The following is a 25,490-nucleotide window of genomic DNA, read 5'->3' on the forward strand; positions in this document are numbered from 1 at the left end:
CGACTCCCGACTCCCGACTCCCGACTCCCGACTCCCGACTCCCGACTCCCCCGACGATCGCCCGTCCCCTCAAAAAAAAGAATTGACCCAAAGATTTGGTAAAATTCTGAGAGCCGTTTTAGTGAGAGGTCAACTGATTCATGGAAGCAGCACTGCTGTTGGCGAAACTGCCGGAAGCGTACTCCATTTTTAGCCCCGTTATCGATATTTTGCCCGTCATCCCGGTCTTTTTCTTGCTGTTGGCTTTCGTCTGGCAAGCGGCCGTCGGCTTCAGATAAAGCCAGACCGTCCGGCTATCGGCGTTGAGTGGGCCGGGTTTGTCGCTCCCCGGACGGGGAAGAATCGGACAAATCGAGCGGACTGAGTGCCGATAGCCAATTGCGATCGCTATCCGCGACCGCCGATGGCTTTTTGGAAGGCGGGACGCTCCGACAACCGCTTGCTGTATTCCACAACGGCCGGATATTCGCCCAAATCCATTTTCAGCATCATGGGGATGTAAGCCAACATCGACCCCACCGCCACATCTGCGACGCCGAATTCATCCCCCATCAGATAGGGCCGCGTTTCCAAGATGTGATTCAGGGGAGTCATCAACCGGGGGGTTTCGCGATCGCGGTTGGCCTCCACGAACACCCCCGTCGCCAATGTGGAATTGGCGAATAGCACCCACTGGGCCGCTTGTGCGCGATACTCCGGAGACTCCGGCATTTTCCCGTATTTTTCCGCCAGGTAGAGCAGGATCGCCCCCGACTCCCAGAGGGTGAAATCTCCGTCCGCGATCGCCGGAACCTTGCCCATCGGGTTGATAGCGAGGTAGTCCGGTTTCTGGTGTTCCCCGGCTTTGAGATCCAACAGGACGAACTCGTAGGGGACGGCAATTTCTTCGAGATACCACTGCACGATCGCGGCTCGACTCATGGACGTTCCGTAAAGTTTCAGCATTTTCAATCTTTCCTAAATGGGGTGGACAAGGCCTGCCTTTCCTCGCCGAGGTGAGGCAAAATAAGGATCGGAAGATTTCGGCTTCCCAACTTCTCCCGATCGCGACTTCATCCATTTTGAAGCAGTTTATGTTACCCATCAATCCGATCGCCCGCTTTCCATCCGCTTTGTTGCTCGCCACCCTGATTTTGAACGGGGCCGCCTCCCCCCCGGCGATCGCCGATCCTGTCGCCCGAATCGCCCAACTCACGGCGACGGAGTTTTTCGAGCGGGGAATCGCCCGCTACGAACGGGGGGACATCGCTGGGGCGATCGCGGACTTTACCGAAGCCCTGCGGCTCAAACCCAACTACGCCGTCGCCTACTACAACCGGGGCGTCGTCCACTTCAAAGCCGAAGAAAATGTCCGAAATGCGATCGCCGACTTCACCGAGGCGATCCGCCTCAACCCCGAATACGTCGATGCCTACTACAACCGGGCCGTCGCCCGGGTGAAACTGGGGCAATACTGGCCGGCGATCGACGATACCACGGAAGCGATCCGCCTCGACCCCTTCCACGATCGCGCCTACTATTTGCGGGGGTTAATTTACGCGGAAAATCTGGGGGATTACGAAACCGGAATTGACGACTTCAGCGAAGCGATCCGCCTCAATCCGGATCTGGCCGCCCCCTATTTCAAACGCGGAAATGCCCGCTTCCGGACCGGCGATCGCGAGGGGGCGATCGAAGATTACAACGAGGCGATCTACCTCGACCCGGACGACCCGGAAGCCTACTACAACCGGGGCGTCAGCCGCTACCAAATCGGCGATCGCCAAGGCGCCCGATCCGACCTGCAACAGTCCGCCGACCTGTCCGCGCGATCGGGCAATTTGCAACAGTACCGGCAGGCGATGGACACTTTGAAACAATTGATCATTGATAATTGATAATTGATAATTAATAATGGACAATAATTTTTGATGCGTCTGAAATCCTCGACCCATGGGCGACCCGGGACGGTCGCCCCCACCGATGACGATTGACAATTGACAATTTATGAGAGATAATTGAAAGTTTTTGATGCGTCTGAAATCCGCGACCCATGGGCGACCCGGGACGGTCGCCCCACCGATGAGGTCTTCGGGGTTTCCCCAAACCGGCGATCGCACCGTACCTTTACCGAAGCTTTACAAATGAAATCGGGAGTTGACGAAAGTTTTACATGGGAGCCGTTAACTTTTGATTACACTGAGGGTAGACGCTACATAGCTTAATTTCGGTTAAGCGACCCGGTGCAGCTACGAGATATTCTATCAATATGAAGCGATCGCGGGCTTTCGGAACTGCGTAGACGGGGGTGGGGGTGGATACACCGAAGCCGAAGGTTGACTCAAAGCCGATATTGGGTGTGAGTTGGAGTGTAAAACGATATCCCTTATTAAACGAGAGGGGACGACTGTGACGGATTCTGGGTTCAGCTACTATCATCAGACCAAACCCGACGAACAACTTCTGTACGACCACTTGCAAGAGCGTGCGGAGCATGAATCGCCGGAGGAGACGATCGCGCGTTTTCGCCGTCTGTTTCTCGGCGAGCAGGAATATGAAGTTGTCCCGGTGTGGAAGGCTTTGGGGAGAATCATCGACTCGGATTTGGGTCGCGAACGGTTTATTTTTACGATCAACCGGTGCTGCTATATTTTGGTGAACCGGTGGCAAAAGCGGCCACGCCTGCAGTGGGCGATTCCGGAGCTCATCGGTTTGTTGAGCCAGGAACCGAGCGGGCTCCCCCCCTCCTGGACGGCCCACCTCCTGCGTCGGATGATGCAGCAATTTATCCAAACCGAGCAGTATCAGGCGCTCCGCCGTCTGGCCCACCTGTTTCACGACCGTCGCAAACCGGACAAACAGGAAGAAACCCAGCTCGAACATTTGATCGTCCGCTATCCTTATCTGTACGACCACTGTTTTCTCACCGACGAGAGCACCACCGACCAACGGCAGCAGATCCGCCAGATGCGACAGACGGCCAGCCGCCGGTTCGATCGCGAGCTGTATCAATACATGAGCTACCAGCGCAGCAATCCGGAACAGAAGCTCATTTTACCGACCCCCAAAAATCCCACCCTGTTGAGCGATCGCAAATTGACCCAGGCGGTCAGCCACTTTACGGGTAAGGTAGACCGGGGATACACCTATCAAGAATCGTCCCGGCTGTTTCTCAAGCAAACTCCCCGCGCCCGGTCTTACCGGACGTTCAAGGAAGATCTCTACGAGTATCTGAGTTCCTCCATCGACAGCAAATATGGGAAAAAGCGCTTCAACCAACGGTTGTATCAAACCTTGCAAGAGACTCTACCCCACAACGATTCTCAGAAAGTCAGCGACAGCCTGATCGCCGGAACCTGTCGGAAGGTTCTGAATTTTATAGTGGTCGAAGGTGCCCACCGTCCCAATCACTTCGTCCTTTTGGATTTGACGAGCAACTTGGGAATTACCCCGGTCGTGGGTTTGATGCTCAAAATCGTCCTCGTCTGTCGCCGGGTGAGGGGTGATTTGGAAAAACGGTTTGCGGTGTTGTTTACGCATTATGCGGGTTTCCCGAAGCCGAAGGTACTGTGGTTGGTCGAGTCCCTGGAAAATCTGAATCTGGCGTTCAGCCTCAATTTCGGTTCAAAAAAGACTCGATTGCTCAGTGCCTGATCGTCTGCGATGACTGGCCGGACTCATCGGAGGCGATCGACATCTACGAACTGACCGATATGGTTTGCCGCGAACTGGAAATCCACAAAAAAGGTGAAAAAATCCTTAAATTGACTGGGGCGAACAAATGACGGGCCGGAATTGTGGAATATTAAAGAATCAAGCCCGAGCCCATCACCATCGTCAAATTTTCTGGCAGCATCATTTGACCCGTTTAGAGACCCAAGTCGCGATTCCCAGTCCCAGGTACTTTCCCAATCCCAATGTCTTACACAATTTATCAAAACTGTTCAAAATGTGGCAGTTGTCTGCCCCACTGTTCCACGAGTGCCATTCAGCGCGACAACGATGGAGAATTTTGGATCGAACCGGGATTGTGTACCGGGTGTCCGGATGAAGGGTCGCAGCCCGAATGCGTCACCCGATGTCCGACGCAAAGCATCGTCCCCCTTCCCGCCAAAAAAGGCCGCTACAAAGCGATCGAAAGGATAGTCCCGAGTCCCGACATTTTCTCCAACGGAACCAATAATCCCTTCGCATCCTCGATGGTGATTTGGGAAGGGTGTAATTTGCTCACGAGCGCTTCAATTTTACCGTGGACGACGGACCTCAACGGCAAATTTTACTATCAACGTCCCGTCAAGCAGGGACGGGGTGCGATGATCTTTCGGCTGGCGGCAGAACTCGAATCCACGTTATCCGCATCTCCCGATACTGCTACCGAGTCCATCTTCGACGTTCGCTCCGCTTGTTTGCATTTAATTTATGCCGCCCACGCCGTGGCGTTGGAGCGACCTTGGGAGCAAGAATTTATCATCACCGACGGGCAAATTGAACGGTATCTCGGACTGGAAAAACGCAAGGATATCAGCAAGGCGACCAAACTTTCGCTGATCAAAACTTGGGTTCGGCAACCCTGTCAACTCGAAGTCGCGATCGACTGGCCTCAACAGGGACGGGTGCCGGGATTTACCCTCCCCCAAGAGCGGCTGTGGCACCTGTCGGAGATTCAACATCACTTTCAAAAAGATGAGTCGGGCTACAAATATCTGACCGGTTTGACGTTTAAAATTCGGGCTGGAAATTGGTCGGAATATTTCCTCAACAAACGGGGGGGGCGCCGGCGAGAAACGTTCTATCAATACGGGACGTTGCCGAAGTTCCTGTTGACTGCCGTCATGAGCATTTGGCAGCAACATATCGGCGCGGCGCGGATGATGTTGTGGCTGCTGTTTAAAACGAAGGTGGGGCGGAAACAGTCCATCACCGTTCCGACGCTGATGCGGGTGGCTTACGGGGCGGAAAAAATCTCCCGGGCGTCCGGTTCCCGGGAGGAACGAAAGCGGCTGTTGCGATCGTTTGAAAATGATTTGGAAGTGCTCCACCACCACGGACTCAAACCCCAATTTGACCCGGTGACTTACCCCCCCGAAATTCAACCCCTGTGGGCGCGATTGGCGGACTTGCCGAACGATGCGGAGGAGGCGATCGCTTTTTGGATCGACGACGGCAGCAGCGATCGCCGCCTGACGGATTCGAGCCCCCGGGGCAAGTGGAATGGGTTGATGAAAGCGCGAATTTTGAGCTTCGATTTGCCCCCGGAATGGGCGCTGCCTTTGGCGAAGTTCGAGCAAAAAAAACAAAGGAAAATCGCCCAAAAACATCGCTCCAAATTGAAGCCAATGGGGCTGTCGGGCGAACAGATTCTCAAGGCTCGAAAAAAACGGGGCATCAGCCAGCGGGCGCTGGCGCAGATGACCGGAAAAAGTCAGAGTTGGATTCGGGATTTGGAAAACGGCCGCTTTTCGGCTAAACCCCAGGATCAGGCGATTTTGCGTCGGGTATTGGGATTGAGTTGAATCGGATCGTTGGGGTGGGGAAGAAACCGGGTTTCTATCCGAGTCTCGGGGGCGAAATGGAAGATGCTTCTAGAAACCCGGTTTCTCGGATCTACCCCCGGGCGAGAATCGGCTGTTGTTCCTCGTTGAGATCTTGAAATAGGGGGGTGCTCAGATAACGTTCGCCGTAACTCGGCTGGATCATTACGATCAATTTGTCGCGATTTTCGGGGCGTCGGGCAACTGCGATCGCGGCACACAGGGCCGCACCCGAAGAAATCCCCGAAAGTAACCCCTCTTCCCGGGCCATGCGACGGCTGTAGCTGAAGGCTTCGTCGTCGGTTACGGTAATCACCTCGTCGATCAGGTCTACGTTGAGGACTTCCGGGACGAACCCGGCGCCGATGCCCTGAATTTTGTGGGGACCCGGTTCGCCGCCGGAGAGGACGGGACTGCTGATGGGTTCGACGGCGATCGCTTTAAATCCCGGTTTCCGCTGTTTGAGGACATCGGCGACGCCCGTGATCGTGCCCCCCGTCCCGACTCCGGCGATCAGAAAGTCAACCTGTCCGTCGGTGTCTTCCCAAATTTCCTCGGCCGTGGTGTGGCGGTGAATCTCTGGGTTGGCCGGGTTGCGGAACTGCTGCAACATATAGGCGTTGGGAACCGTGTCGAGGAGTTCGTAGGCCCTCTGGATAGCCCCTTTCATGCCCTGGGAGGCCGGCGTCAGTTCCAACTTGGCGCCGTAGGCCCGCAGCATCGATCGCCGCTCCAAACTCATGCTTTCCGGCATGGTCAAAATCAGTTGATACCCCTTGGCGGCGGCGGCCATCGCCAGGGCGATTCCGGTATTGCCGGAGGTGGGTTCGACCAAAGTCGTTTGACCGGGCAGAATCAGGCCTTCCCGCTCGGCGGTTTCGATCATGTGGGCGCCGATCCGATCCTTGACGGAGGCGGCGGGATTCATCCCTTCTAACTTGACCACAATTTGACCGACGCAGCCTTCCGCCTGGGGAATCCGATTCAGTCTCACCAAGGGAGTCCGGCCGATCAATTCTGTGATATTGTGAGCGATACGCATGGTTCTAAATGATTGAGGTTGACATTTCATTGCGGCGAGGGAAGGGCCGCCGAAAAATCGGAAGGTCGGGTGAATGACTGTCGTACTGGTAATATTTTATTATAGATGATTTGATGGGGCAACTCAAGCCGTCATTAATTTGACCGTTAACTATCTGGAATATGGGGCCGGTTTGCGTCGCGATCGCCCCCCATTTCCGCCCAGCATTAACGATTTGAGGAGATGATAAAAACTTTCGCGCAAGGATTCTTCAGGCGTTGGCAGCGCTTCAGGAACGTCGTAAAATAAATGTGAATATTCGGCTCGATGTCCCGTTGACCGTGGATCATAAAATGAGCGGGACAGAAGTCGTTGATTTTGTGGCAAAATCCGGGCATATGCTTGCAGACCTTTACGGTGCGATCGCTATTTCTGGCCAGTTCCATTTCCTGATCGAGCATGAATTCGCCGTAGTCGGCTTCATTATCTAATCCGATGAGATTGAGCCAGATTTCGAGTGCCAGCCAAAATCCGGCTTTGCTAATAAATGTCCCCCATCTGAAGTTCATCAAAATTGATCCTCCTCGCAAATCTTTCTTCTTCAATCATCATCCTATTCCTGCCATTAAATGTGGTTGATATTGCCGTAGAGGGTAATAAAATTTACCCCCTACCGGATGACGTGTCTGATTCCGACACTAGATCATAAACGCTTCTTGGTGAGTTTTGATCGTGCAATCCGATTTCGGATAACTCACGCACAGGAGGGCGTATCCATTCTCAATTTGTTCGTCCTCCAAGAAGCACTGCTCTTCCTGATCAACTTCCCCTTCTTGAATGCGCCCGACGCAGCTCGAACAGGAACCCGAACGGCAGGAAGAGGGGAGGTCAATCCCCTGTTCTTCGGCCGCATCTAAGATATAAGTATCTTCGGGAACTTCCAGGGTGACATCCAATTCTAAAGGCTTATTTTTTCGGCCCTTAATCAGGCGGACTTTGTAAGTTTTCGTCATGATCCGATTTTCCTCTCAAATTGGGTTGACAAAGGTCGGTTTGGTGTCTGTAAAACTTCGGGGTCGAATCCCATCCCTCAAACGAGGAGTCGGGATGACAACTCGACTTCATCCAGATTTTTCGGGTGCAGGTGGCCGCAAACCGGACAATTCGGGTCGTGGTAGGGCCGGCGTTTGGCGAACTCCAGCCGCGTCAGGTCCATCGTCAGCAGTTGGCCTTTTAATGGTTCCCCCAGTCCGGTGATGAATTTGATCGCCTCCAAGGCTGTCAGACAGGCGAGGGTCCCGGGAACCGCGCCGACGACGCCGAATCCCCAGCGGTCCCAGTCCGGCTTTTCCGGGAACAGGCAAGACAGACAGGGGGTCTGGCCGGGGATGACGGTCGTTAAATAGGCTTCCATCCCGTTCATCGCCGCCTCCACCATCGGCCGGTTATGGCCCACGCAGGCGGCGTTGAGGAGGTCCCGTTCGTCGAAGTTGTGGGCGCAGTCGAGGGCGATGTCGGCCCGCCGCACCAACTCATCGACGTTTTCGGCGGTGATGTAGTCGTTGACGGCCTCGATTTCGACGTGGGGGTTGATCTGGGCGAGGGTGTCCTTGGCTTTGAAAACCCGGGGTTTGCCCACCCAGTCGTCCGTCATCAGGATCTGGCGGTTCAGGTCGTCGAGGCGCAGGTCGCCCCCCCGCACCAAAATTAATTTGCCGATGCCGGCGATCGCCAAATACAGGGCAACGGTCCCCCCCAAACCCCCCACCCCCGTCACCAAGGCGGTGGAATTTTTCAGGGCGGCTTGTCCATCTTCGCCGAAACCGGGGAGTTGAATTTGTCGGCTGTACCGTTCGAGTTCCGTCGGCGTCAGTTCTGACACTCCTCGCACCTCCTTTTCGATGGGATAATTACTGTTATTTTTCTAATTCTTTCAGTTCTTGTCTGAGTCGCTCCAACTCGCAAAATATCTCGTAGGTTTTGGCCGCCGTTTCCGGCAGTTTGTCCAGGTCTTCGGGCAACCCTTCGGCGATGTCGTGCAGATCCATTTTTATTTGGCTGGCTTTGGTATTGAGCTTCCGGACTTTCTTTTTCAGTTCCGCGATCGCTTCCGGGGTGGGAACTTTTTCGCTCGCCTGAATCATCGTTTTGTCTCCTCTCTATAATATCACAAATTGACGACTATCAATCCTCTTCAAAACTCAAAACCGCCTCTTTTTTCATCCCCAGAGACAGGGCTTTTCTCAGCCAAGGGGGCGGACTCCCGTTCAGGGTTTGAATCAGTTCGTCGATGGTTTCGGAAATGGTGTCCGATTCGGTTTTCGCTTTGATGGGGGTGACATTTTTTTTCAGCAGTCGGGCGGCGGCACCGCCCCCGATCGCGGCAACGTAAACGAGGGTACATCCCTCCACTGCGGAGACTTTCGGCACGAGTTTATCTTCGTTGCCGTCCTCTTTGAGATCCCCACCAAATTGGACGGTTTCCAGGAACGTCGCCCCTTCGGTATCGACTTCGTAGAAATCCATCTGTTTCGCCCAGCCGAAGTGCGCGTCGATGTGAATATTGTCGGTTGTTGTGAATGCAATTTTCATGGTTTTTCTCCTTTTTTTCAATAAAAAGAGATGGGTAATATCAGATTCCGCCGGTTTGACTGTCGCGCGATCGCGATCCCCCCCAGCCCCCCTTACAAAGGGGGGAGCCATCCCCCCCAACCCCCCTTTGTCCCCCCCTCGCACCCCCCCGGCCCCCCTTACAAAGGGGGGAGGCGATCCCCCCCGGCCCCCCTTACAAAGGGGGGAGGCGATCCCCCCCGGCCCCCCTTACAAAGGGGGGAGATTTTAATGATTTCAATGCAATCCCGCCGGGGTGGGGTGGTGGGACATTTCGGTTTCTAGAAATAGGTTGCCGACGTCGAACAGGAATTGCATCGTGCCGCGATATCCCACCAAACAGCGGCTGCCATTTCCGAGGCGATCGTAAATCGGATAGCCCATGCGGTAGAGGGGAACATTCAAGCGATCGGCAATTACTTTAGCCTGACAGTTGGCAATAATCAAATCCGACCCTTTTGCCAATTCCTCGAAATCTTCAAAATCCCCGATCGTGACACTTTCCAAGGGCAGTTGTTCCAACAACGGAGATTTCGTCGTGGTGACAGCCGCCTGAATTTCCGCCCCCATTTCGTGCAGTAACCAACTGACTTGGTAGAGTAAATCGGGTTCGAGGGCGAGGGAAACTCGCTTGCGTCCGAAATAGAAATGGGTGTCGAGAATGGCATCTTGCAACTGACGCCGCTGGCGAGGAAATTGGGCGGGGACATCATCGGATTGGATCGATTTCTTGTCCGGAGAAACCAGGCGACACAGCCGCATCAGGAACTCGTCCACGGCTCCCAAACCCGCCAACCGGGGGAAAACTTCGTAATCGGTGCCGAAGCGCTTTTGGAGGGCAACGGCGGGCGATCGCATACTTTCTCCGAGGGCGAGGGTAAAGTGCGATCGCCCCAACCGCCGCAAATCCTCCAACGTCGCGCCGCCGGAAGTAATGGCGCGAAAATCATCTTCCAAATGCCCGTCCATCGACGTGGAAAGATCCGGAACCGCGAGGGGTTTAAACCCGAAGGCGGAAACGATTTCTTTAATCTCCTCCACCTCCCCGGGAGAAAACATCGAACTGGGTAAAATCGTCACTTGCGGGCGAGTATCGGTATCTGAATCCGGAGAATTTGCCGCCCCGTAATCCGCCGTAACGATCTGTTCCACCGTCGCCGCATACCCCTCCTGCAACCCGCCTTTATAGTCCGGTGTCGAAACCGAAACGATCGCCAAATTTTCCAACTCTGGATGTTCCTCGCGGAAGGATTTAAGAATCCGGGGCATATCGTCCCCCCGAGTTTCCGTGAGTCCCGTCGTCAGCAACCCGATAATTTCGGGCTTTGCCTTTTCAACAAGGGTAAGAATAGCCGTTTCCACATTATCCTCGCCACCGAGAATAGCGCTAACTTCCGTCATCGCCGTGGTGGATAACGGGATCGCCTCCCGAAAGTGTCGCACTAGCAGCACCTTGGCATAAGCCGTGCAGCCTTGGGAACCGTGAAACAGCGGCATCATTCCTTTGATTCCCAAAAAAGCGAGGGAGGCGCCCAAAGGTTGACTCTGTTTAAGAGGATTAACCGCGACAGATTTTTTAGGTTTACAGATAGTAGTCATGGGAAGGGTGTGAATTGGGGTGTGCTCGGTGCTCTGGGGTTTTAGAAACCGGGTTTCTACCCGAGACTGGGGTAAGAAATCGAAATGCTTCTAGAAACCCGGTTTCTTCCCACTTTTCATTTTTCATTTTTCACTTTCCCAAGGCGCCGGACGCCGGACTTGTTCCCAGATGGGACTGTGGATGGCTTCGTCCAATTCCCGGGCCATTTCCACCATGCCCGTGTATCCCGAATAGGCGTGGTGGCGTTCTTGGTTGATGTCGAGGAAGGGGATGCGGGCTTTGAGGGCGGTGTACTGGTTTCGGCCTCCGGCGACCAATAAATCCGCATGGGTTTTGGCGATCACTTTCAGCAATTCTTCGGCGTTGCCTTTTTGCATCATGATGCCGTCGGGACTCAGCAGGTTTTTGATGCGGGCTTTATCTTCGGCGGTGCTTTTTTTGGTGCCGGTGGCGACGACTTCGATGCCGAGATCTTTAGCTGCCGAAATGATCGACCAACTTTTAACGCCGCCGGTGTAAAGAACCATCCGCTTTCCTTTCAGGCGATCGCGGTAAGGTGCGAGAGTAATATTTAATTGGGCGGTTTCTTCGGCGATAACTTTTTCCACCCGTTCGATGAGGGCGGGATCTCCGAAATGGGCGGCGATATCCCGCAAACAGCGGTTCATATCCTCGATGCCGTAGAAGGATTCTTCGAGGTAGGGAATGCCGTATTTTTCCTCCATTTTCCGCGCCATGTTGATCAGCGCTTTCGAGCAGATCATGACGTTAAGTTTGGCGCGGTGGGCGTAGCAAATTTCTTGGTATCGGGCATCGCCGGTAATTTTGGAGAGGACGCGGATGCCGACTTTTTCAAATAGGGGGAGAACGCCCCACATTTCCCCAGCGATATTGTATTCTCCGATCAGGTTGATATCGTAGGGGGTGGTGTATTCCGGTTCGGCGGTGCCGACGACGTGATCCAACAGGGCTTCCCCGCCGAGGCGGTTGCCGAGGTTTTTGCTGCCGACGAAACCCGGGGCGTGCACGGGGATGACGGGGGTTTCGTATTTCTTGCGGGCCGCTTCGCAGACGGCGTTGATGTCGTCTCCGATTAGGGCGGGGACGCAGGTGGAGTAGACGAAGACGGCGGCGGGATGGTAGCGGGTGACGATTTCGCTAATGGCTTTGTAGAGCCGTTTTTCGCCCCCGAAGATGATGTCATTTTCGCTCAGGTCGGTGGTGAAGCCGATCTGGTAGGTGGTCGGGCCGGAGGAGAGGCTGCCGCGAGATCCCCAGGAGTTCCCCGAGCAACCCATCGGGCCGTGGATGAGGTGGGCCGCGTCCGTGATCGGAATCAGGGCGATGGTGGCGCCGTCGAGGGAGCAACCCCCCTGGGCTGCTCCGGGTTTGGCTTGTTGCTGACAGGCTTTATTTTTGCCGTCCCCGGTTTTGTGGTTGTGTTCGCATCCGGGTTCGCTGAGGAGTTCGGCAATTTTTCCTTGGGTGAGTTTCATTAGTTTTGTTTTCCCCCTGAATGACTCCTAGATGGGCTGGCGGCGACATTTTTGGCGATCGCATCAACGCGCTTTTGGTTGTTGGGGACAGGCTCTCATCCGCATTGGGTTGGAAACTGTCCGCCGCGATCGCTTCGGAGAAATTTAAGATTGTGTTTGTTTTTCGCCTCAAATTTCCCCGAGTTTTGTTTTATACTGATTCCACGGTGAGGGTGGGGGCGACGCGATCGCGGAGTCGGGCTTCGACCGAGTATTTGAGAGTCGCCAAACTGCTCGAACAGGAACCGCAGGCGCCTTTGAGAATCACTTTGACGCGATCGCCCTCCACGTCAAACAGTTCCACGTCCCCGCCGTCGGCCTCCAAAATCGGGCGAATTTCCGCCGCGATCACCTGCTGAATCAAGGTCATTTTTTGCAGGTTGGTCAGGGGTTGTTTCGGGGAATTGGGTGCGATCGTCGGCGCGGCGACTTCCACTGTTTCTCCCCCGCCTTCGACAACTTCGGCGATCAAATCGTCGATATCGGCCAGACAGCTCGTACAACTGCCCCCGGCTTTAACATAATTCGTCACCTGTTCCGCCGTCGTCAAATTATTTTCCCGGACGATACGCTTAATTTTGGCATCGGTGATGCCGAAACAGGTACAGATCACCCGACCTTCATCCTCTTCGTGGGTGTCGAGCGGAATGCCTTTGTAAGTGTAAATCGCTGCCTCCAACGCCTCCTGTCCCATCACGGAACAGTGCATTTTTTCCTCCGGCAATCCCCCCAAATAGTCGGCGATTTCTTTGTTGCTCAATTTCAGGGCATCATCAACGTGAACCCCTTTCAACAATTCCGTCAGGGCCGAAGAGGAGGCGATCGCGCTGGCACAGCCGAAGGTTTGAAAGCGGGCGTCGGAAATGGTTTGGGTGCTTTCGTCGATCTTCAAATACAGTTTCAGGGCATCCCCGCAGGCAATACTACCCACTTCTCCCGTAACGATCCGTTCGCCCTCGGAGATTTCATCAATAACCCCCTGGTTGCGAGGGTTCTGGAAATGCTCCATCACTTTTTCAGTATAATCCCACATCTTTTTTCTACCAATAATAAGAGTCTGTCAGCAATTAATTTGGGGCAGAGGGGGCAGGGGGGGCAGAGGAGGCAGAGGAGGCAGAGGAGGCAAGTTGATTTCAGATCCGTACAAACTCCCCAATCATCTGAATATGATTTTCGCTGGTAGGGGCCCCTGGCTTGCGCCCTCGGGAATTAATTCCCAAGCGGTGCGGATGTTCAACCCGCCTCTCCGCTCCCGGAGTTCCCGACTCCCGACTCCCGACTCCCAACTCCCGAATTCTCCCTCCGCCCCCCATCTTCAGTGCGTCAAAGCCGCCTTTTCCTGCTCTTGCAACCATCCCGCCTCGTCGCTGTTGAACGGAGACAGGAGGCGGAGGCGTTCCACCACTTCCGGCAGCACTTCCAGGACGCGATCGACTTCCGCCTCCGTCGTGTAGCGGGAGATGCTGAAGCGGATGGAACCGTGGAGGACGCTGTAGGGCAGTCCCATCGCCCGCAGGACGTGGGAGGGTTCCAGGGAGCCCGAGGTGCAGGCCGAACCGGAGGAGGCGCAGATGCCGTATTTGTCCAACGAGAGCAGGATCGCTTCCCCTTCGATGTACTTGAAACCGATGTTGGTGGTGTTGGGGAGGCGGTGCACCGGGTCGCCGTTGATGGCGGTGTTGGGTATGGATGCGAGGATGTTCCACTCGAGGCGATCGCGCAATTGCCGTTCTTCCTCGACGTTGGGCAACGCAGCCCGGGCCAGTTCCGCCGCCTTGCCGAGGGCGACCATTCCCGGCACGTTTTCGGTGCCGCCGCGCCTGCCCCGCTCCTGGTGCCCGCCGATCAGCAGGGGGCGGAATCTCACGCCCCGGCGGACGTACAGCGCCCCGATGCCTTTGGGGGCGTGCAGTTTGTGCCCGGAGAGGGTGAGCAGATCGATGGTGCTATTTTTCAGGTCGAAGGGGACTTTCCCCGCCGCCTGCACCGCATCGACGTGGAAGGTGGCGCCGCGTTCTTTGACCATCGCCCCCGCCGCTTCGACGGGGAAAATCACCCCCGTCTCGTTGTTGGCGTACATCATCGAAACCAGGGCGGTATCATCGGTCAGGGACGCCGCGAGTTCGTCGAGGTCGATCTGTCCTTCGCCGTTGACGGAAAGGTAGGTGACGCTGTAACCCTTTTTCTCCAGCAGTTTGCAGACGTTCAAAACCGCCGGATGTTCGACTTGGGTGGTGATGATATGGCGTTTGTTGGGTTGAGCTTGCAGGGCGGCGCGGATGGCGGCGTTGTTGCCTTCGGTGCCGCAACTGGTGAAGACGATTTCCGTGTCGTCAGCCCCCAGGAGGGCGGCGACCTGTTCTCTGGCCTGTTTGGTGGCCCGCCCCACCTGTCCGCCGAAGCTGTGCATACTGGAAGGGTTGCCGTAGAAGGTCGTCAGGTAGGGCAGCATCGCCTCGACAACCGCTTCGTCGATGCGGGTGGTGGCGTTGTTGTCAAAATAAATACAATCACTCATGGCTGATCTTCCAATTAACAATTAATAATTAATAATTAACAATTGTCAATTATTAATTTTTGGGGAAGGAGGGCGCAAGCCTTGCGCCCCTACGGGTGACACTTCTTGACGGTTTAGAGATGTAAGTATCGCCCTTGGAGTCGGGCGGTTTCAGTTCCCAATTCCCGACTTCCTACTCCCGACTCCCGACTCCCTGATATTGGTCGTAGAAGGCGATCGCCAATTTGTCGATGGTGTCGTACCCTTCAAAGGGTTCGATGCCGGCTTTTCGGAGGCGTTCTTGGGGGCAGTCTCCGATTTTGGAGGCGAGGACACCTTTGCAGTCCGCGATCGCTTCAATAATATGGTCGAGGGTGGCTTCTTCGCCGTATCCGCTTTGACAATAGTGATCGACTTTGCGATGTCCGATGAATTGGACTTCGCTGCCGTCCACTTCAAAGATTTGGAATTCTTTGGCGTGGCCGAAATGTTGGTTGACGAGGTTGCTGCCTTTGGTGGCGACGGCTAACAGAATTTTTTCGGTGGGGGGTTGGGGAATTTCCCGATCGCCGGCTGTTTTCATCGCCGCCAACTGCTGTTTCGCGGCTTTGATTTCCGCCCGGAATTTGTCGATGCCGGCGTGGACTTTTTGGCGGCTTTCGAGGTCATATTCCGCCTTCATTTCCATGACTTTCTGTTTGCTAAATTCCTGCGATCGATCTTCTCCCAACAATCCGATCGCGTCGGCGCGGCACTGGCGGCAGTGGCGCATCATCTTCATGTTGCCGGAACATTGATCTTGCAGGGATTTCAACTCTTTGGGGTTCGGGCCGCGCTGTCCGTTGAGGCCGAAGTAGGTTCCGTGTTCGGGGGCGGAAATTAGGGGCATGATATTGTGTACGAATGCGCCCTTGGATTGGATGACTTTATTGACTTCCGCTAGGTGTTCGTCATTGATGCCCGGAATCATCACGGAGTTGACTTTGCAGAGGATATCGGCTTCCCGCAGCAGGTCCAAACTTTCCATTTGGCGATCGCGGAGAATCGTCGCCGCTTCGATGCCATGATAGCGCTTGCGGCGGTAGTGCACCCAGGAATATATTTTTTCGCCGATTTTGGGGTCGATCATGTTAATTGTCAGGGTGACATGATCGATGTTCAATTCTTTGATGCGATCGATGTAATCGGGCAACATCAGGCCGTTGGTGGACAGACATAATTTGATGTCCGGCGCCTGTGCCGCCACCAATTCAAAGGTGCGGAACGTCCGTTCCGGGTTGGCGAGGGGGTCGCCGGGGCCGGCAATTCCCAACACGGTCATCTGGGGGATTTTTCCGGCGATCACTAAAGCTTTGTGGGCGGCTTCTTCGGGGGTCAGCAGTTCGCTGACGACGCCCGGGCGGCTTTCGTTGGCGCAGTCATATTTGCGGTTACAATAGTTGCACTGAATGTTGCAAGCCGGCGCAACAGCAGCGTGCATCCTGGCATAGTGATGGTGGGCGTCTTCGCTGTAGCAGGGGTGTTTTTCGATGCGTTCCCGCAGTTTTTGATCTTGGATTTCTTCGGTTGGGGTCGCACCGCAGTTGCAACCCCCGGATTTAACGGTGGGAGTTCGGATCTCCGTCGTGGTATCGGTTATCGGTGTCATTGAATTCCGTGGGTAAAGGTGGACATCGGGGGGTCAGTTGGGGTTTGACCCATCCATTTTGGCCGTGTAAACTTGAGTGGGAAATACTCTTTCCCCCGGGGGAATGTTGCGAGATTTCCAAATCTTCAATTCGTCGAAAATAAAGTTAGCTTTGGCCCGGACTGGTATCCCGGCGTTGATGAAGTTATAGCACCCCCCGTCCGGGCGGATTGGGAAGCGATCGCAGATTTTATTTATTAATATAATTAGAGATGCACTCACCGCCGAAACTCCCGGTCTGGTGGGGTTTATTTTTTTTTGCGGGATGGGGGGCGGGTATTTTTCTGTGGGGGTCCCAGTGTTTTTGCGGGGGGACACTGGCGCCGATGTACTCACCCCCAAATCTCGATGGGGCGGGAGTTTGCCGGGGGTTTTGCCGGGGTGCGATCGCCACCCCCCTTTGTACTCACCTCGGACTCACATTTGTCGATTTTTTTAAAATTAACCTGCGTCTTTATACTTACTGTAAGATGAGTCTGTAGCCAAAGTATCAGACGTTTATTTTTTTTTCCGATTTTACTCAGTTTGCATCCCGATCCGATCGCCCCGCCGGCAAAAAAGACTGGAGTCGGCGCTTCGGCTTTCCCCAGTGCTGTCACGGAATTCAATTCTGTATCTATTTTAACCGTTTCTGTGGGGAATTCAAACAAGTGCAGATTTTTTTAATGTTAATTCGGAAAAAAATCCTCCCACCCCCATCTATCATATGATCGCACCCTGCGGATCTTTTCAATTTGAGTTGAAACCCAAATTTTCGACTCTTGCCACTCCAATCCCAGACCCCATCGGACTTTCGCCGCGATCGCACCTGAGTGCAAAACCCCGCACCCCGGACTCGAAAACACCCGTCCCCCCCGCCCAAAATACCCGCCCCCCCACCCCAAAAAATTTTTGGCGATCGCCTCAAATTCCCCGAGAGTCGGGGTCACAAAAAATTGAGTACAGGGTAATTAACTAATCAATCTAATCGATGTCCGCTGCGGCCCATCGGAAAAGAGTCTTTGATATAAGCAATACAACAACACCCGCTCTAGATGTCAATCACCTTTACTCATGTTACAACCCTTTCCTTTGCATGAAACGCACAAAAAAAAGCGATGGAAATCCGGCCCGACTCCCGTCGCCCACTTTCCCAAATCCGCCGCCCCCGTCCGCTCCCTTTGGGAAACCATCCGGGCCGACTTTCAAATTATTTTTGAACGGGACCCGGCGGCTCGAAATGGGCTGGAAGTGCTCTGCTGCTATCCCGGCTTGCACGCTCTGGCGATGCACCGAATTTCTCACTGGCTGTACTGCCGCCAAATTCCGGTTTTGCCCCGCTTTCTCTCCCACATCGGCCGGTTTTTGACGGGGATCGAAATTCACCCCGGCGCCACCATCGGACAGGGCGTTTTTATCGACCACGGCATGGGTGTCGTCATCGGAGAAACCGCGATTGTCGGCGACTACTGTTTGATCTACCAAAATGCCACCCTGGGGGGGACGGGAAAAGAAACCGGAAAACGCCATCCGACGTTGAGCAATAACGTGGTAGTGGGCGCCGGGGCAAAAATTCTCGGCAATATCGCGATCGGCAGTCGCGTCCGCATTGGTGCGGGTTCGATCGTTCTACAGGACGTGCCGGACGATTGTACCGTCGTCGGCGTTCCGGGTCGAATTATTTGTCGCACCGGCTGCGGTTGCCCCCTCGAACACGGCAAACTTCCGGACGTGGAAGCTCAGTTAATTCGCACGCTGATCGATCGCATCGAACGACTCGAACAACAACTCGATTCTTCCTCGCAACACCTTTAATTTTTCCCCTGCCCGGGCGGGGGTTACTCTCTCCATTTCCCCATTCAATTCTAAGTCTCAAGTGCCGTCATGGAAACCAATTCTAATACCCGGGCTTTCCGGAAATTTCTCCTGGAAGAACTCGCCATTTCCGGCGACGAACTCGCGATCGCCTTGCAACACAAACAACCGGGCGACCCCCTCGCCATGCTGCTGTGGCAGTACGGTTTAATTTCCCTCACCCAACTTCAGCAAATCTTCGATTGGCTGCTGCAAAACCCCCCCCAAACTGCCCTCAAAAGCTGCGATCGCTGCGCCCTCAAGGTTTGTTTGAGAGTCCCCCAATTCCTCTGCAAAACGGGTTGAACTCGATACCGCCCCCGGTCTCCATCGGGGGATTTTCTATTTTTTGAGCGAATAAAAAAGATGCCGCGATCGCACCCTTATTTTTTGAGAAAAGGTATCAAAAGAGTCTGAATCAAGTTTCGGGATCTCGTAATGTTACCTTCAATCCAGAAATTCGCCGACGGGGACGAGACTCGCTCCGGTCGGGACAGTGCCTTGTGTCCGGAATTTCTGTCCGCTTCTATTGCAAATATTTCGGAATAAACAAAAAAGAGCCATGACGACATCATGCACCCCCCAAACATCTTCCATCCAACTGGAAGCGACCTTTATCGATCTGCTCCGCAAATCGAACGGAAAACCGAAGGCAATTATTGTCAACGCGGGCGAACAAAATTTTCAGATCAAGCTCTCCAAGGAATTGCGAAAAACCTGGAATTTTGACCTCCACTTCGGCGACTCGATCCACGTCTGTGGCGAACAAAAAATAAAATCCAAGAAAATCAAGGTCAAAGCCCATCAAATTTGCCCGCTCGCCTGTTCCTTAGAACGCCCCGAAACCCCCCCGACCGTCTGCTCAAAATCCCGGCCCGGAAAAATCATGCTCTGTCAAAAATCCGGCTGTCTCAAACGAGGCGGAAAACAACTGAACGCGGCCCTGCAAACGGCGATCGCCAATCTCGGACTTGAGGAACAAATTGAAATCGTCCCCACCCGTTGCCAAAAACGCTGCAAAAATGCTCCCAACATGGTGATGATGCCTTCCAAGGCGAAATACGGCAAAATTTCCCCCGAGGATATCACCGCACTGCTCAAAGAGCATTATTTAATCTGAGCAAAATTGATCGACCCCACCCCACCCTCCCCTTGCCCAGGGGAGGGCTTTTATTTTGGCAAGCGATCGCAATTGCTTTAAAATAGAAGGCTGAATTTGGAGGTCAAACGGATTGGATCGTCGATTCGAGGCAGTCAGTCATCCGAGGCGACAGAATCAGTTAGAGAAGGTGGTCGAACGGTTGGGACTCTCGACCCGAACGCCGATCGCGTGGCAGTTGTTGGATTTAGCCCTCACCCATCCGAGCGTTTCCACCGAAAAGAACTACGAACAATTAGAATTCGTGGGGGACTCCGTGGTGCGGCTGGCCGCCTCCGAACTGCTGTTCGAGACGTACCCCGATGCCCCGGTGGGGGAATTCGCAGCGGTGCGATCGGTGTTGGTGAGCGATCGCGTTTTGGCCGAAATTGCCGACGGCTACGGCCTCGGGCGCTATTTGCTGGTGGCCGGCAGCGCCGTCCGCGATAAAATGGGAGAGGAATCCCGTCTGGCGGACTGTTTTGAAGCGGTTTTGGGTGCGCTATATCTGAGTACCAATACCTTGGAATTGGTTCGTCCCTGGCTCGACTCGAACTTACTCGATCGCGCCAAGGAAATTTTCGACGATCCGGCCCGACAAAATTACAAAGCAGCCCTGCAAGAGTGGACCCAAAGCAACTACAAATTGTTGCCCAAATACGAGGTGGAAGAAACCGGCTACGCCGGCGACGAAGCCCGATTCACGGCGCAAGTTTGGTTCAAAGGGGAGAAACTCGGCCAGGGGACGGGGCGATCGATCAAAGCCGCCGAACAAGCCGCCGCCCGGGAAGCATTTTTATCCGTGGGCGGGGATAGGGTGTAGGGTGTAGGGTGTAGGGTGTAGGGAGGAAAGAGAATAGAGGAAAGAGAAGAGAGAAATTTCTCACTCTTCATTTCTAACGACTAACTTCTCCCGAACCGAGGAATCTAAAATCTAAAATCTAAAATCTAAAATTCCCCCCACCTGCCACCCCCCAATTTTTAAGGTTAATTATCAGGATTTGAGATTATGGCCGATCCGATCAAAGTTGCCGTCCTGGGCGCCGGACGCTGGGGCAATCATCTGATCCGCAATTTTCAAAGCCACCCGGACTCCGAAGTGGTGGCGGTGGCGGAAGCGATACCGGAACAGTTGAAAATTATCGGAGAACGATATCAACTCAACGAAAAGTTGCTGTTTTCCGACTGCTCGGCGGCGTTAGACGTGCCGGGATTGCAGGCCGTCGCGATCGCCACTCCCGCCTCCACCCACTACGATTTAATCGTTGCCGCTTTGGAGCGGGGATATCACGTTTTTGCGGAAAAACCCCTGACGGTCAACCCGGCGAAATCCCTGGAACTTTGCGAACTGGCGAAACGACAAAATCGGCAATTATTCGTCGATCATACATATCTATTTAATTCGGTCGTCGAACGCGGCCAAGAAGCGATCGCCCAGAATGCGGTGGGGGAACTCCGCTACGGCTACGCCACCCGCACCCACCTGGAACCCATCCGCCGGGATGTCGATGCCCTCTGGGATCTGGCGATCCACGATATCGCCATTTTCAATAGCTGGCTGGGCCAAAAACCCGTGGCGGTGCAGGCGACCGGGACGGTTTGGCTGCAACCGAACCGCACCCTGCAAACGGAGGACGGTTCGTCGCCGGTTTTCCCCGCCACTCCGGGCCTGTCGGACTTGGTGATGGCGACCCTCACCTACCCGGACGGATTTCGCGCCTACATTCACCTGTGCTGGCTCAATCCGGACAAGCAGCGGCGCTTGGCGGTGGTTGGAAGCCGCGGGACGCTGATTTTTGACGAATTGGACTCCGAGTCCCCGCTGACCCTGCTGCACGGGCATTTGGAGGCCGTCGGGGAAACCTGGAAGGGGGCGGGGCAGCGTCGGGAAGTGCTGGAGGTGCCGCCGGCCGAACCGTTGAAACGGGCCTGCGATCGCTTCCTCGAATGCGTCAAAACCAATCAACCCTGCCCGACTTCTTCGGGGAAAGTGGGGGCGGAATTGGTAAAAATTCTCTGGGGGTTGAGTGCGTCTTTGCAGCGGGGCGGCGAAACGATTTCGCTTTGAAATTCATGGCGATCGCCCGGGGGATTTGAAAGGTATGCCGTACCGTCAATTTACGGGGTGTACCTGCCAGACGTGACCTAAACACCGACACCTAGCTCTTGGACGTTTTTTGACGGGTTCGCCTGGGGAGGGGCGATCGGCGGATCGCCCCTATTTTTTGATCAATTCATCCTCCCACTCCGTTTCGGGGGAGTCCGTCCCAATGGGAGGCATCAAAGCGTAGGCATCCTTTCCGCGGCCGAGGGCGAAGCGGACGGACTCCGGCACGTTTCGGGCGGACCCGGTGAGAAATAGGAGGATCGCCAATACCGCCAAACCCGAATTGATGCCGAACAGTTGCCGGTATCCCGTCACCTCGGCGATCGACCCGAAAATCGGGCCGGCCAAAGCCAATCCCAGGTCAAACCCACCCAGACAGGCGGAGAAAAACAAACCCCGTTCCCGGGGGGGACAGCGATCGGCGATCAGCGTCAGCATCATCGGGATGGTGATTCCCGCCGCGGCCCCTTCAAACAGACCCGCCAGCAGCACCTCGAAATTGCCGTCGGCGAACCGGAGGACAATCATCGACATCAGATAGCAGCTCAGGCCGATCAGTATAAAAATACCCCGGCCGTAGCGATCGGAGGCGCGGCCCATCGGCAGGCGGACGGAAAAACTGGCGATCGCAGTCATGGTGTAGAACAGGCCCGCATTTAAATTTAACCCCAAATCTTGGATGTAGAGGGGGATGAACGTGACGATCGTCCCGAAAATCAACCCCACCATCAGCATCACCGAAGCCGGAATTCGCAGCGGGGGACTCCCCAGACGGGCCAGATAGTTGTGGATTCCCGATCGCCCCGATTCCGGTTGGGATGCGATCGCGCGATCGTTCGGCGGTTCCCACACCTGGGAAATCCCCAACACCGCCACGAGTCCCAAACTCGCGCTGGTGAGAAATAGGGGAGAATAGCCCATCGAAGCCTGGATGAACCCCCCCAGGGCTGGCCCGATCGCCATGCCGATGGGGGCCACCAGACTCATGTATCCGACGATCTCCCCCCGGCGGTTGTCCGGTGCCAGGTCGGTGACGAGGGCCGTGTAGCCGATGGTGAACGCCGCGATGCTGATGCCGTGAAACGCCCGCAGCGCAGCCAGCAGGGGGATCGAAGTGACGAACAGATAGCCCAGGGGCGCCAACATCCCCACCGCCGCCCCGATCGCCAACACCAACTTTCGCCCCCGCACGTCCGCCAGGGGCCCGAGTCCGATCCGGGAGGGCAACAGTCCCAACGCGAACGCCCCCATCACCAAACCGATCTGCTGTTTGGTCCCCCCCAGATATTCGATGTAGAGGGGGAGGGTGGGCAGCAATGCGGTGATCGCCGCCCAAAAAAATAGGCCGGCGACAAATAAAGTCAGGAGGCTGCGTCGCTGTCTGCGATCGATGGAAAATAGAGCGTTCAAGGGATCAATACCATTTCGGGGACATCAAATTAAGGGAGAGCAAACTCTCTTTATAACAGTGTAAGGAAATCCGCAGATTACGCAGATTTCACAGATTGAATTTGTGGGAGTGATTGTAGCGGCGCGGGATTTGCCCCCTTTTCTCTTCCCGATTCCCTAATACCGACTCCCGACTCCCGCCTTCTACCGCGAAGACTCCGGCCAACTGCGATCGATCTGTTCCAAGACGGTATCCAAATCTTCCCCTTCCACATAGTCCGTGATGCCGTTCCAAAATGTCCCGGTGCCCACCACTCCCGGCATCATATCAGAGGCGTCGAAGCGGATCGCATCCGCCTCCGAGAGGATTTCCGCCTGTTTCCGCGTCACCTCGTCGGGGTAGGTGTCCGGACTGACTCCCTGGTGGGGGGAGAGGTAGCCCCCCAGTTCCGCCCAGATTTGGTGGGGGGTGGGGCTGGCCAGGTATCGCATCAATTTTCGGGCTTCCGGGGTGTCGCGGAACATGGATACCACGTCGCCGCCGACCAAAATGGGCAAGCCGAATTCTTCGTCGATGGGGGGGAGGGGGAAGATGTCGGCATCTTCGCCCAAAACGACGCCCTCGGGGAAATAGTTGGAGATGAAGCTGGCTTGGCGGTGCAGGTAGCATTGGGGGGGGTCGGTGAAGAGTCCGTCCGGGGAGCGATCGAAGGGGATGGCGAGGACGCCGAGGGTGCCGCCGACGACGGATTTGGGGTCGAGGGCGATATTGCCGAAGGTTTCAAAGGCGTCTCGGACGGCGGGGTGGGTGAAGGGGATGTCGTGTTTGACCCAGCGATCGTAGATTTCCGGGCCGGAGGTGCGGAGGATGATATCTTCGATCCAATCGGTGCCTACCCATCCGGTGGCGTCTCCGCTTTCCATTCCCAAACACCAGGGAACGTTGCCGTCGTCGATGATTTGTCGGGAGAGTTGTTGCAGTTCGTCCCAGGTGGCGGGGACGGTGTATCCGGCGTCTCGGAAGGCTTGGGGGTCGTACCAGACCAGGCTTTTGACGGAGGCCCGATACCAGATCCCGTAAATTTTGCCGTTGACGCCGCCCAATTCCAGCCAGTTGGGGGGGTAGGCGGCGGCGAGTTGGGCGCGATCGATGATTTTGTCGAGGGGCACGAGTTGGCCCCGTCCCGCGTAGTCGGCCATCAGGCCGGGTTGGGGGAAGATGGCGATGTCGGGCAGTTTTCCGGCTTCGTATCGCACGGGAAGTAGGGTGGTGAAGGCGTGGGTGCCCTGGTAAATGACCCGGATTCCGGTTTCTTCGACGAAGGGTTCCAGGGCCAGTTCCAGCTTCCTCTGCTGTTCCCCCGTCATGGCGCCCAAAAGGGTCAGGGTGGGGACGGGGGTTTCGGGTTCGGCGGCGGGGGGTTGAGTGGGGTCGGGGGGGATGCGGTTACAGGCGACGAAGAGGAGGAACCCGGCGATCGCGACTCCTGCCGGAAAAAGGGGGGGATAGGGCGGGGGGCTACAGTTTCCTCGATTTTCCAGATCCGATACTCTACCCATCCTGTGTACCTACGTTGGCGATCGCTTCCTGTGATTTAATTTAGCTCGATTCCGTCCGGGATGGCGGCGGATCGGGGTGGGTTTTGGAGGGTTTGCGATCGCAAGCCCCCTCAATCCCCCAACTTTGGGGGACTTTGAGATTCCGATTCCCCCCAGAATTGGCGACTAGGGGGGCGAGTTTAAAACCTGCATTCCCAAAGCTTTGAGAATCCGTGCCACTTGCCCCAGTTCGTGACGGCGAGGAAACAGCGAAAACGATCGCGAGGTATCGTATTCGACTCCGGTTCCCAGCTTCAAAAAGACAAATTCATCGCCGTTGGTCGCCATGCCGTAATTGGGCAGTTGACGGTTGGGATTGGCGGCCATGTAAGCCAGAAGTTGGGGAAACGCCGCAGGTACGGAAATACTTGTCCGTTTGGATTCGATGGTCAAAATCCAAAGCCGTTCTTGTAGGACGAGTACATCGATAAATCCTCGGATGGTTTCTTCAGGTTCTTCAAGTTCTAGGGTGATGCCATAAGGTGATTTGAGGCGGAAGGGCGGATCGATAAAACCCAGGAGTTCCAGCAAGGGTGCGGTCACGACAAGGTTGATCGTACCTTCTAAGAGTAAACCATCGCTGCGATGATAATCATAGCGCCGTTTGAGGCGATCGAGGCTGGCTTGTTCTTGGGCGGTGAGGGACGGCAGGTCGTCAGTCCATTCGGAGAAAAAGTCATCGTTTGTGGCTTGCACGAGTCCCAAACGCCGTTGCAAGTCGTTCAGTGTCGCGATCGCTTCTCTGATTCCCCTGCCTGTTACCATAGGATTTGACTATTGTTTGAGTCTATATATTTTAAGGGCGATCGTCTTCCTCCTACAAGCCCCCTAAATCCCCCAACTTTGGGGGACTTTGAGATTTCGATTCCCCCCTATCTCCCCCCTTTCTCCCCCCTTACTCCCCCCTTTCAAAGGGGGGCTGGGGGGGATGGGGGCTGGGGGGGATGGGGGTTGGGGGGGATGG

General features: G+C 55.3%; 24 protein-coding genes. 9 read left to right on the forward strand and 15 right to left on the reverse strand.

Features of this window, described 5'->3' with window-relative positions; genetic code table 11:
* Window positions 1-140: 140 nt before the first annotated feature.
* Window positions 141-278, forward strand: a complete 138-nt coding sequence (locus tag AC0QHF_RS12460; RefSeq protein ID WP_324704541.1) for a photosystem II reaction center protein K — start codon at window positions 141-143, stop codon at window positions 276-278.
* 109 nt (window positions 279-387) lie between these two features.
* Here the strand turns inward: AC0QHF_RS12460 and AC0QHF_RS12465 are convergent, their stop codons facing one another.
* The gene (locus AC0QHF_RS12465) at window positions 388-945 is read right to left on the reverse strand and encodes a glutathione S-transferase family protein (RefSeq protein WP_324704542.1); all 558 of its coding nucleotides are present in this window, start codon (window positions 943-945) and stop codon (window positions 388-390) included.
* Window positions 946-1,073: 128 nt separating this feature from the next.
* Here AC0QHF_RS12465 and AC0QHF_RS12470 point away from each other — a divergent pair, with 128 nt between their 5' ends.
* The 3 genes from AC0QHF_RS12470 (at window position 1,074) to AC0QHF_RS12480 (ending at window position 5,492) form a co-directional block, all read left to right on the forward strand.
* The gene (locus AC0QHF_RS12470) at window positions 1,074-1,877 is read left to right on the forward strand and encodes a tetratricopeptide repeat protein (RefSeq protein WP_324704543.1); all 804 of its coding nucleotides are present in this window, start codon (window positions 1,074-1,076) and stop codon (window positions 1,875-1,877) included.
* 511 nt (window positions 1,878-2,388) lie between these two features.
* Entirely contained in the window at window positions 2,389-3,633 is a 1,245-nt protein-coding gene (locus tag AC0QHF_RS12475; RefSeq protein ID WP_324704544.1) for a hypothetical protein, read from the forward strand.
* A gap of 263 nt (window positions 3,634-3,896) precedes the next feature.
* Window positions 3,897-5,492, forward strand: a complete 1,596-nt coding sequence (locus AC0QHF_RS12480) for a helix-turn-helix domain-containing protein (protein WP_324704545.1) — start codon at window positions 3,897-3,899, stop codon at window positions 5,490-5,492.
* Window positions 5,493-5,583: 91 nt separating this feature from the next.
* Here the strand turns inward: AC0QHF_RS12480 and cysK are convergent, their stop codons facing one another.
* The 11 genes from cysK to nifB form a co-directional block, all read right to left on the reverse strand.
* Window positions 5,584-6,552: a cysteine synthase A gene (gene cysK / locus AC0QHF_RS12485; RefSeq protein ID WP_324704546.1), complete on the reverse strand. Its 969-nt coding sequence runs from the start codon at window positions 6,550-6,552 to the stop codon at window positions 5,584-5,586.
* Between the two features lie 206 nt (window positions 6,553-6,758).
* Window positions 6,759-7,100, reverse strand: a complete 342-nt coding sequence (locus AC0QHF_RS12490) for a hypothetical protein (protein ID WP_324704547.1) — start codon at window positions 7,098-7,100, stop codon at window positions 6,759-6,761.
* A 129-nt stretch (window positions 7,101-7,229) separates the two neighbouring features.
* Window positions 7,230-7,544, reverse strand: a complete 315-nt coding sequence (locus AC0QHF_RS12495) for a 2Fe-2S iron-sulfur cluster-binding protein (protein WP_324704548.1) — start codon at window positions 7,542-7,544, stop codon at window positions 7,230-7,232.
* Window positions 7,545-7,621: 77 nt separating this feature from the next.
* Window positions 7,622-8,413 (reverse strand): HesA/MoeB/ThiF family protein, encoded by a 792-nt coding sequence (locus tag AC0QHF_RS12500; RefSeq protein ID WP_324704549.1) that lies wholly within the window; start codon window positions 8,411-8,413, stop codon window positions 7,622-7,624.
* A gap of 34 nt (window positions 8,414-8,447) precedes the next feature.
* Window positions 8,448-8,675 (reverse strand): CCE_0567 family metalloprotein, encoded by a 228-nt coding sequence (locus tag AC0QHF_RS12505; RefSeq protein WP_324704550.1) that lies wholly within the window; start codon window positions 8,673-8,675, stop codon window positions 8,448-8,450.
* A gap of 40 nt (window positions 8,676-8,715) precedes the next feature.
* Window positions 8,716-9,123, reverse strand: coding sequence for a nitrogen fixation protein NifX (nifX, locus tag AC0QHF_RS12510; RefSeq protein ID WP_324704551.1), 408 nt, complete (start codon window positions 9,121-9,123; stop codon window positions 8,716-8,718).
* Between the two features lie 255 nt (window positions 9,124-9,378).
* Window positions 9,379-10,740, reverse strand: coding sequence for a nitrogenase iron-molybdenum cofactor biosynthesis protein NifN (nifN, locus tag AC0QHF_RS12515; RefSeq protein WP_324704552.1), 1,362 nt, complete (start codon window positions 10,738-10,740; stop codon window positions 9,379-9,381).
* Between the two features lie 123 nt (window positions 10,741-10,863).
* Entirely contained in the window at window positions 10,864-12,237 is a 1,374-nt protein-coding gene (nifE, locus tag AC0QHF_RS12520) for a nitrogenase iron-molybdenum cofactor biosynthesis protein NifE (protein ID WP_324704553.1), read from the reverse strand.
* A 190-nt stretch (window positions 12,238-12,427) separates the two neighbouring features.
* Window positions 12,428-13,309 (reverse strand): Fe-S cluster assembly protein NifU, encoded by an 882-nt coding sequence (gene nifU, locus AC0QHF_RS12525; RefSeq protein ID WP_324704554.1) that lies wholly within the window; start codon window positions 13,307-13,309, stop codon window positions 12,428-12,430.
* Between the two features lie 282 nt (window positions 13,310-13,591).
* Window positions 13,592-14,794, reverse strand: a complete 1,203-nt coding sequence (nifS, locus tag AC0QHF_RS12530; RefSeq protein WP_324704555.1) for a cysteine desulfurase NifS — start codon at window positions 14,792-14,794, stop codon at window positions 13,592-13,594.
* A 172-nt stretch (window positions 14,795-14,966) separates the two neighbouring features.
* The gene (gene nifB, locus AC0QHF_RS12535) at window positions 14,967-16,421 is read right to left on the reverse strand and encodes a nitrogenase cofactor biosynthesis protein NifB (protein WP_324704556.1); all 1,455 of its coding nucleotides are present in this window, start codon (window positions 16,419-16,421) and stop codon (window positions 14,967-14,969) included.
* 1,209 nt (window positions 16,422-17,630) lie between these two features.
* Between nifB and cysE the strand changes: the two genes are divergently transcribed.
* From cysE to AC0QHF_RS12560, 5 genes are all read left to right on the forward strand, one after another.
* A complete protein-coding gene (gene cysE, locus AC0QHF_RS12540; protein WP_324704564.1) occupies window positions 17,631-18,254 on the forward strand; it encodes a serine O-acetyltransferase in 624 nt (207 codons plus the stop codon).
* A gap of 69 nt (window positions 18,255-18,323) precedes the next feature.
* On the forward strand, window positions 18,324-18,599 hold the full coding sequence (locus AC0QHF_RS12545) for a DUF2949 domain-containing protein (protein ID WP_324704557.1): 276 nt from the start codon (window positions 18,324-18,326) through the stop codon (window positions 18,597-18,599).
* Between the two features lie 256 nt (window positions 18,600-18,855).
* Window positions 18,856-19,413, forward strand: a complete 558-nt coding sequence (locus tag AC0QHF_RS12550) for a (2Fe-2S) ferredoxin domain-containing protein (RefSeq protein WP_324704558.1) — start codon at window positions 18,856-18,858, stop codon at window positions 19,411-19,413.
* A gap of 112 nt (window positions 19,414-19,525) precedes the next feature.
* Window positions 19,526-20,254 carry a ribonuclease III gene (gene rnc, locus AC0QHF_RS12555; RefSeq protein ID WP_324704559.1) on the forward strand — a complete coding sequence of 243 codons (729 nt, stop codon included), beginning with the start codon at window positions 19,526-19,528 and terminating at the stop codon, window positions 20,252-20,254.
* A 186-nt stretch (window positions 20,255-20,440) separates the two neighbouring features.
* Complete coding sequence (locus tag AC0QHF_RS12560; RefSeq protein ID WP_324704560.1) at window positions 20,441-21,499, forward strand: Gfo/Idh/MocA family protein; 1,059 nt, start codon at window positions 20,441-20,443, stop codon at window positions 21,497-21,499.
* 150 nt (window positions 21,500-21,649) lie between these two features.
* On the opposite strand, the gene AC0QHF_RS12565 is transcribed toward AC0QHF_RS12560, so the two are convergent.
* The 3 genes from AC0QHF_RS12565 to AC0QHF_RS12575 all read right to left on the reverse strand — a co-directional run bounded on the left by AC0QHF_RS12565 (window position 21,650) and on the right by AC0QHF_RS12575 (window position 25,291).
* A complete protein-coding gene (locus AC0QHF_RS12565) occupies window positions 21,650-22,948 on the reverse strand; it encodes an MFS transporter (RefSeq protein ID WP_324704561.1) in 1,299 nt (432 codons plus the stop codon).
* A 183-nt stretch (window positions 22,949-23,131) separates the two neighbouring features.
* A complete protein-coding gene (locus AC0QHF_RS12570) occupies window positions 23,132-24,487 on the reverse strand; it encodes an ABC transporter substrate-binding protein (RefSeq protein ID WP_324704562.1) in 1,356 nt (451 codons plus the stop codon).
* 165 nt (window positions 24,488-24,652) lie between these two features.
* Window positions 24,653-25,291: a type I restriction endonuclease gene (locus tag AC0QHF_RS12575; protein WP_324704563.1), complete on the reverse strand. Its 639-nt coding sequence runs from the start codon at window positions 25,289-25,291 to the stop codon at window positions 24,653-24,655.
* Window positions 25,292-25,490: the final 199 nt, after the last annotated feature.

Source organism: Lyngbya sp. CCY1209 (genome assembly GCF_055795065.1).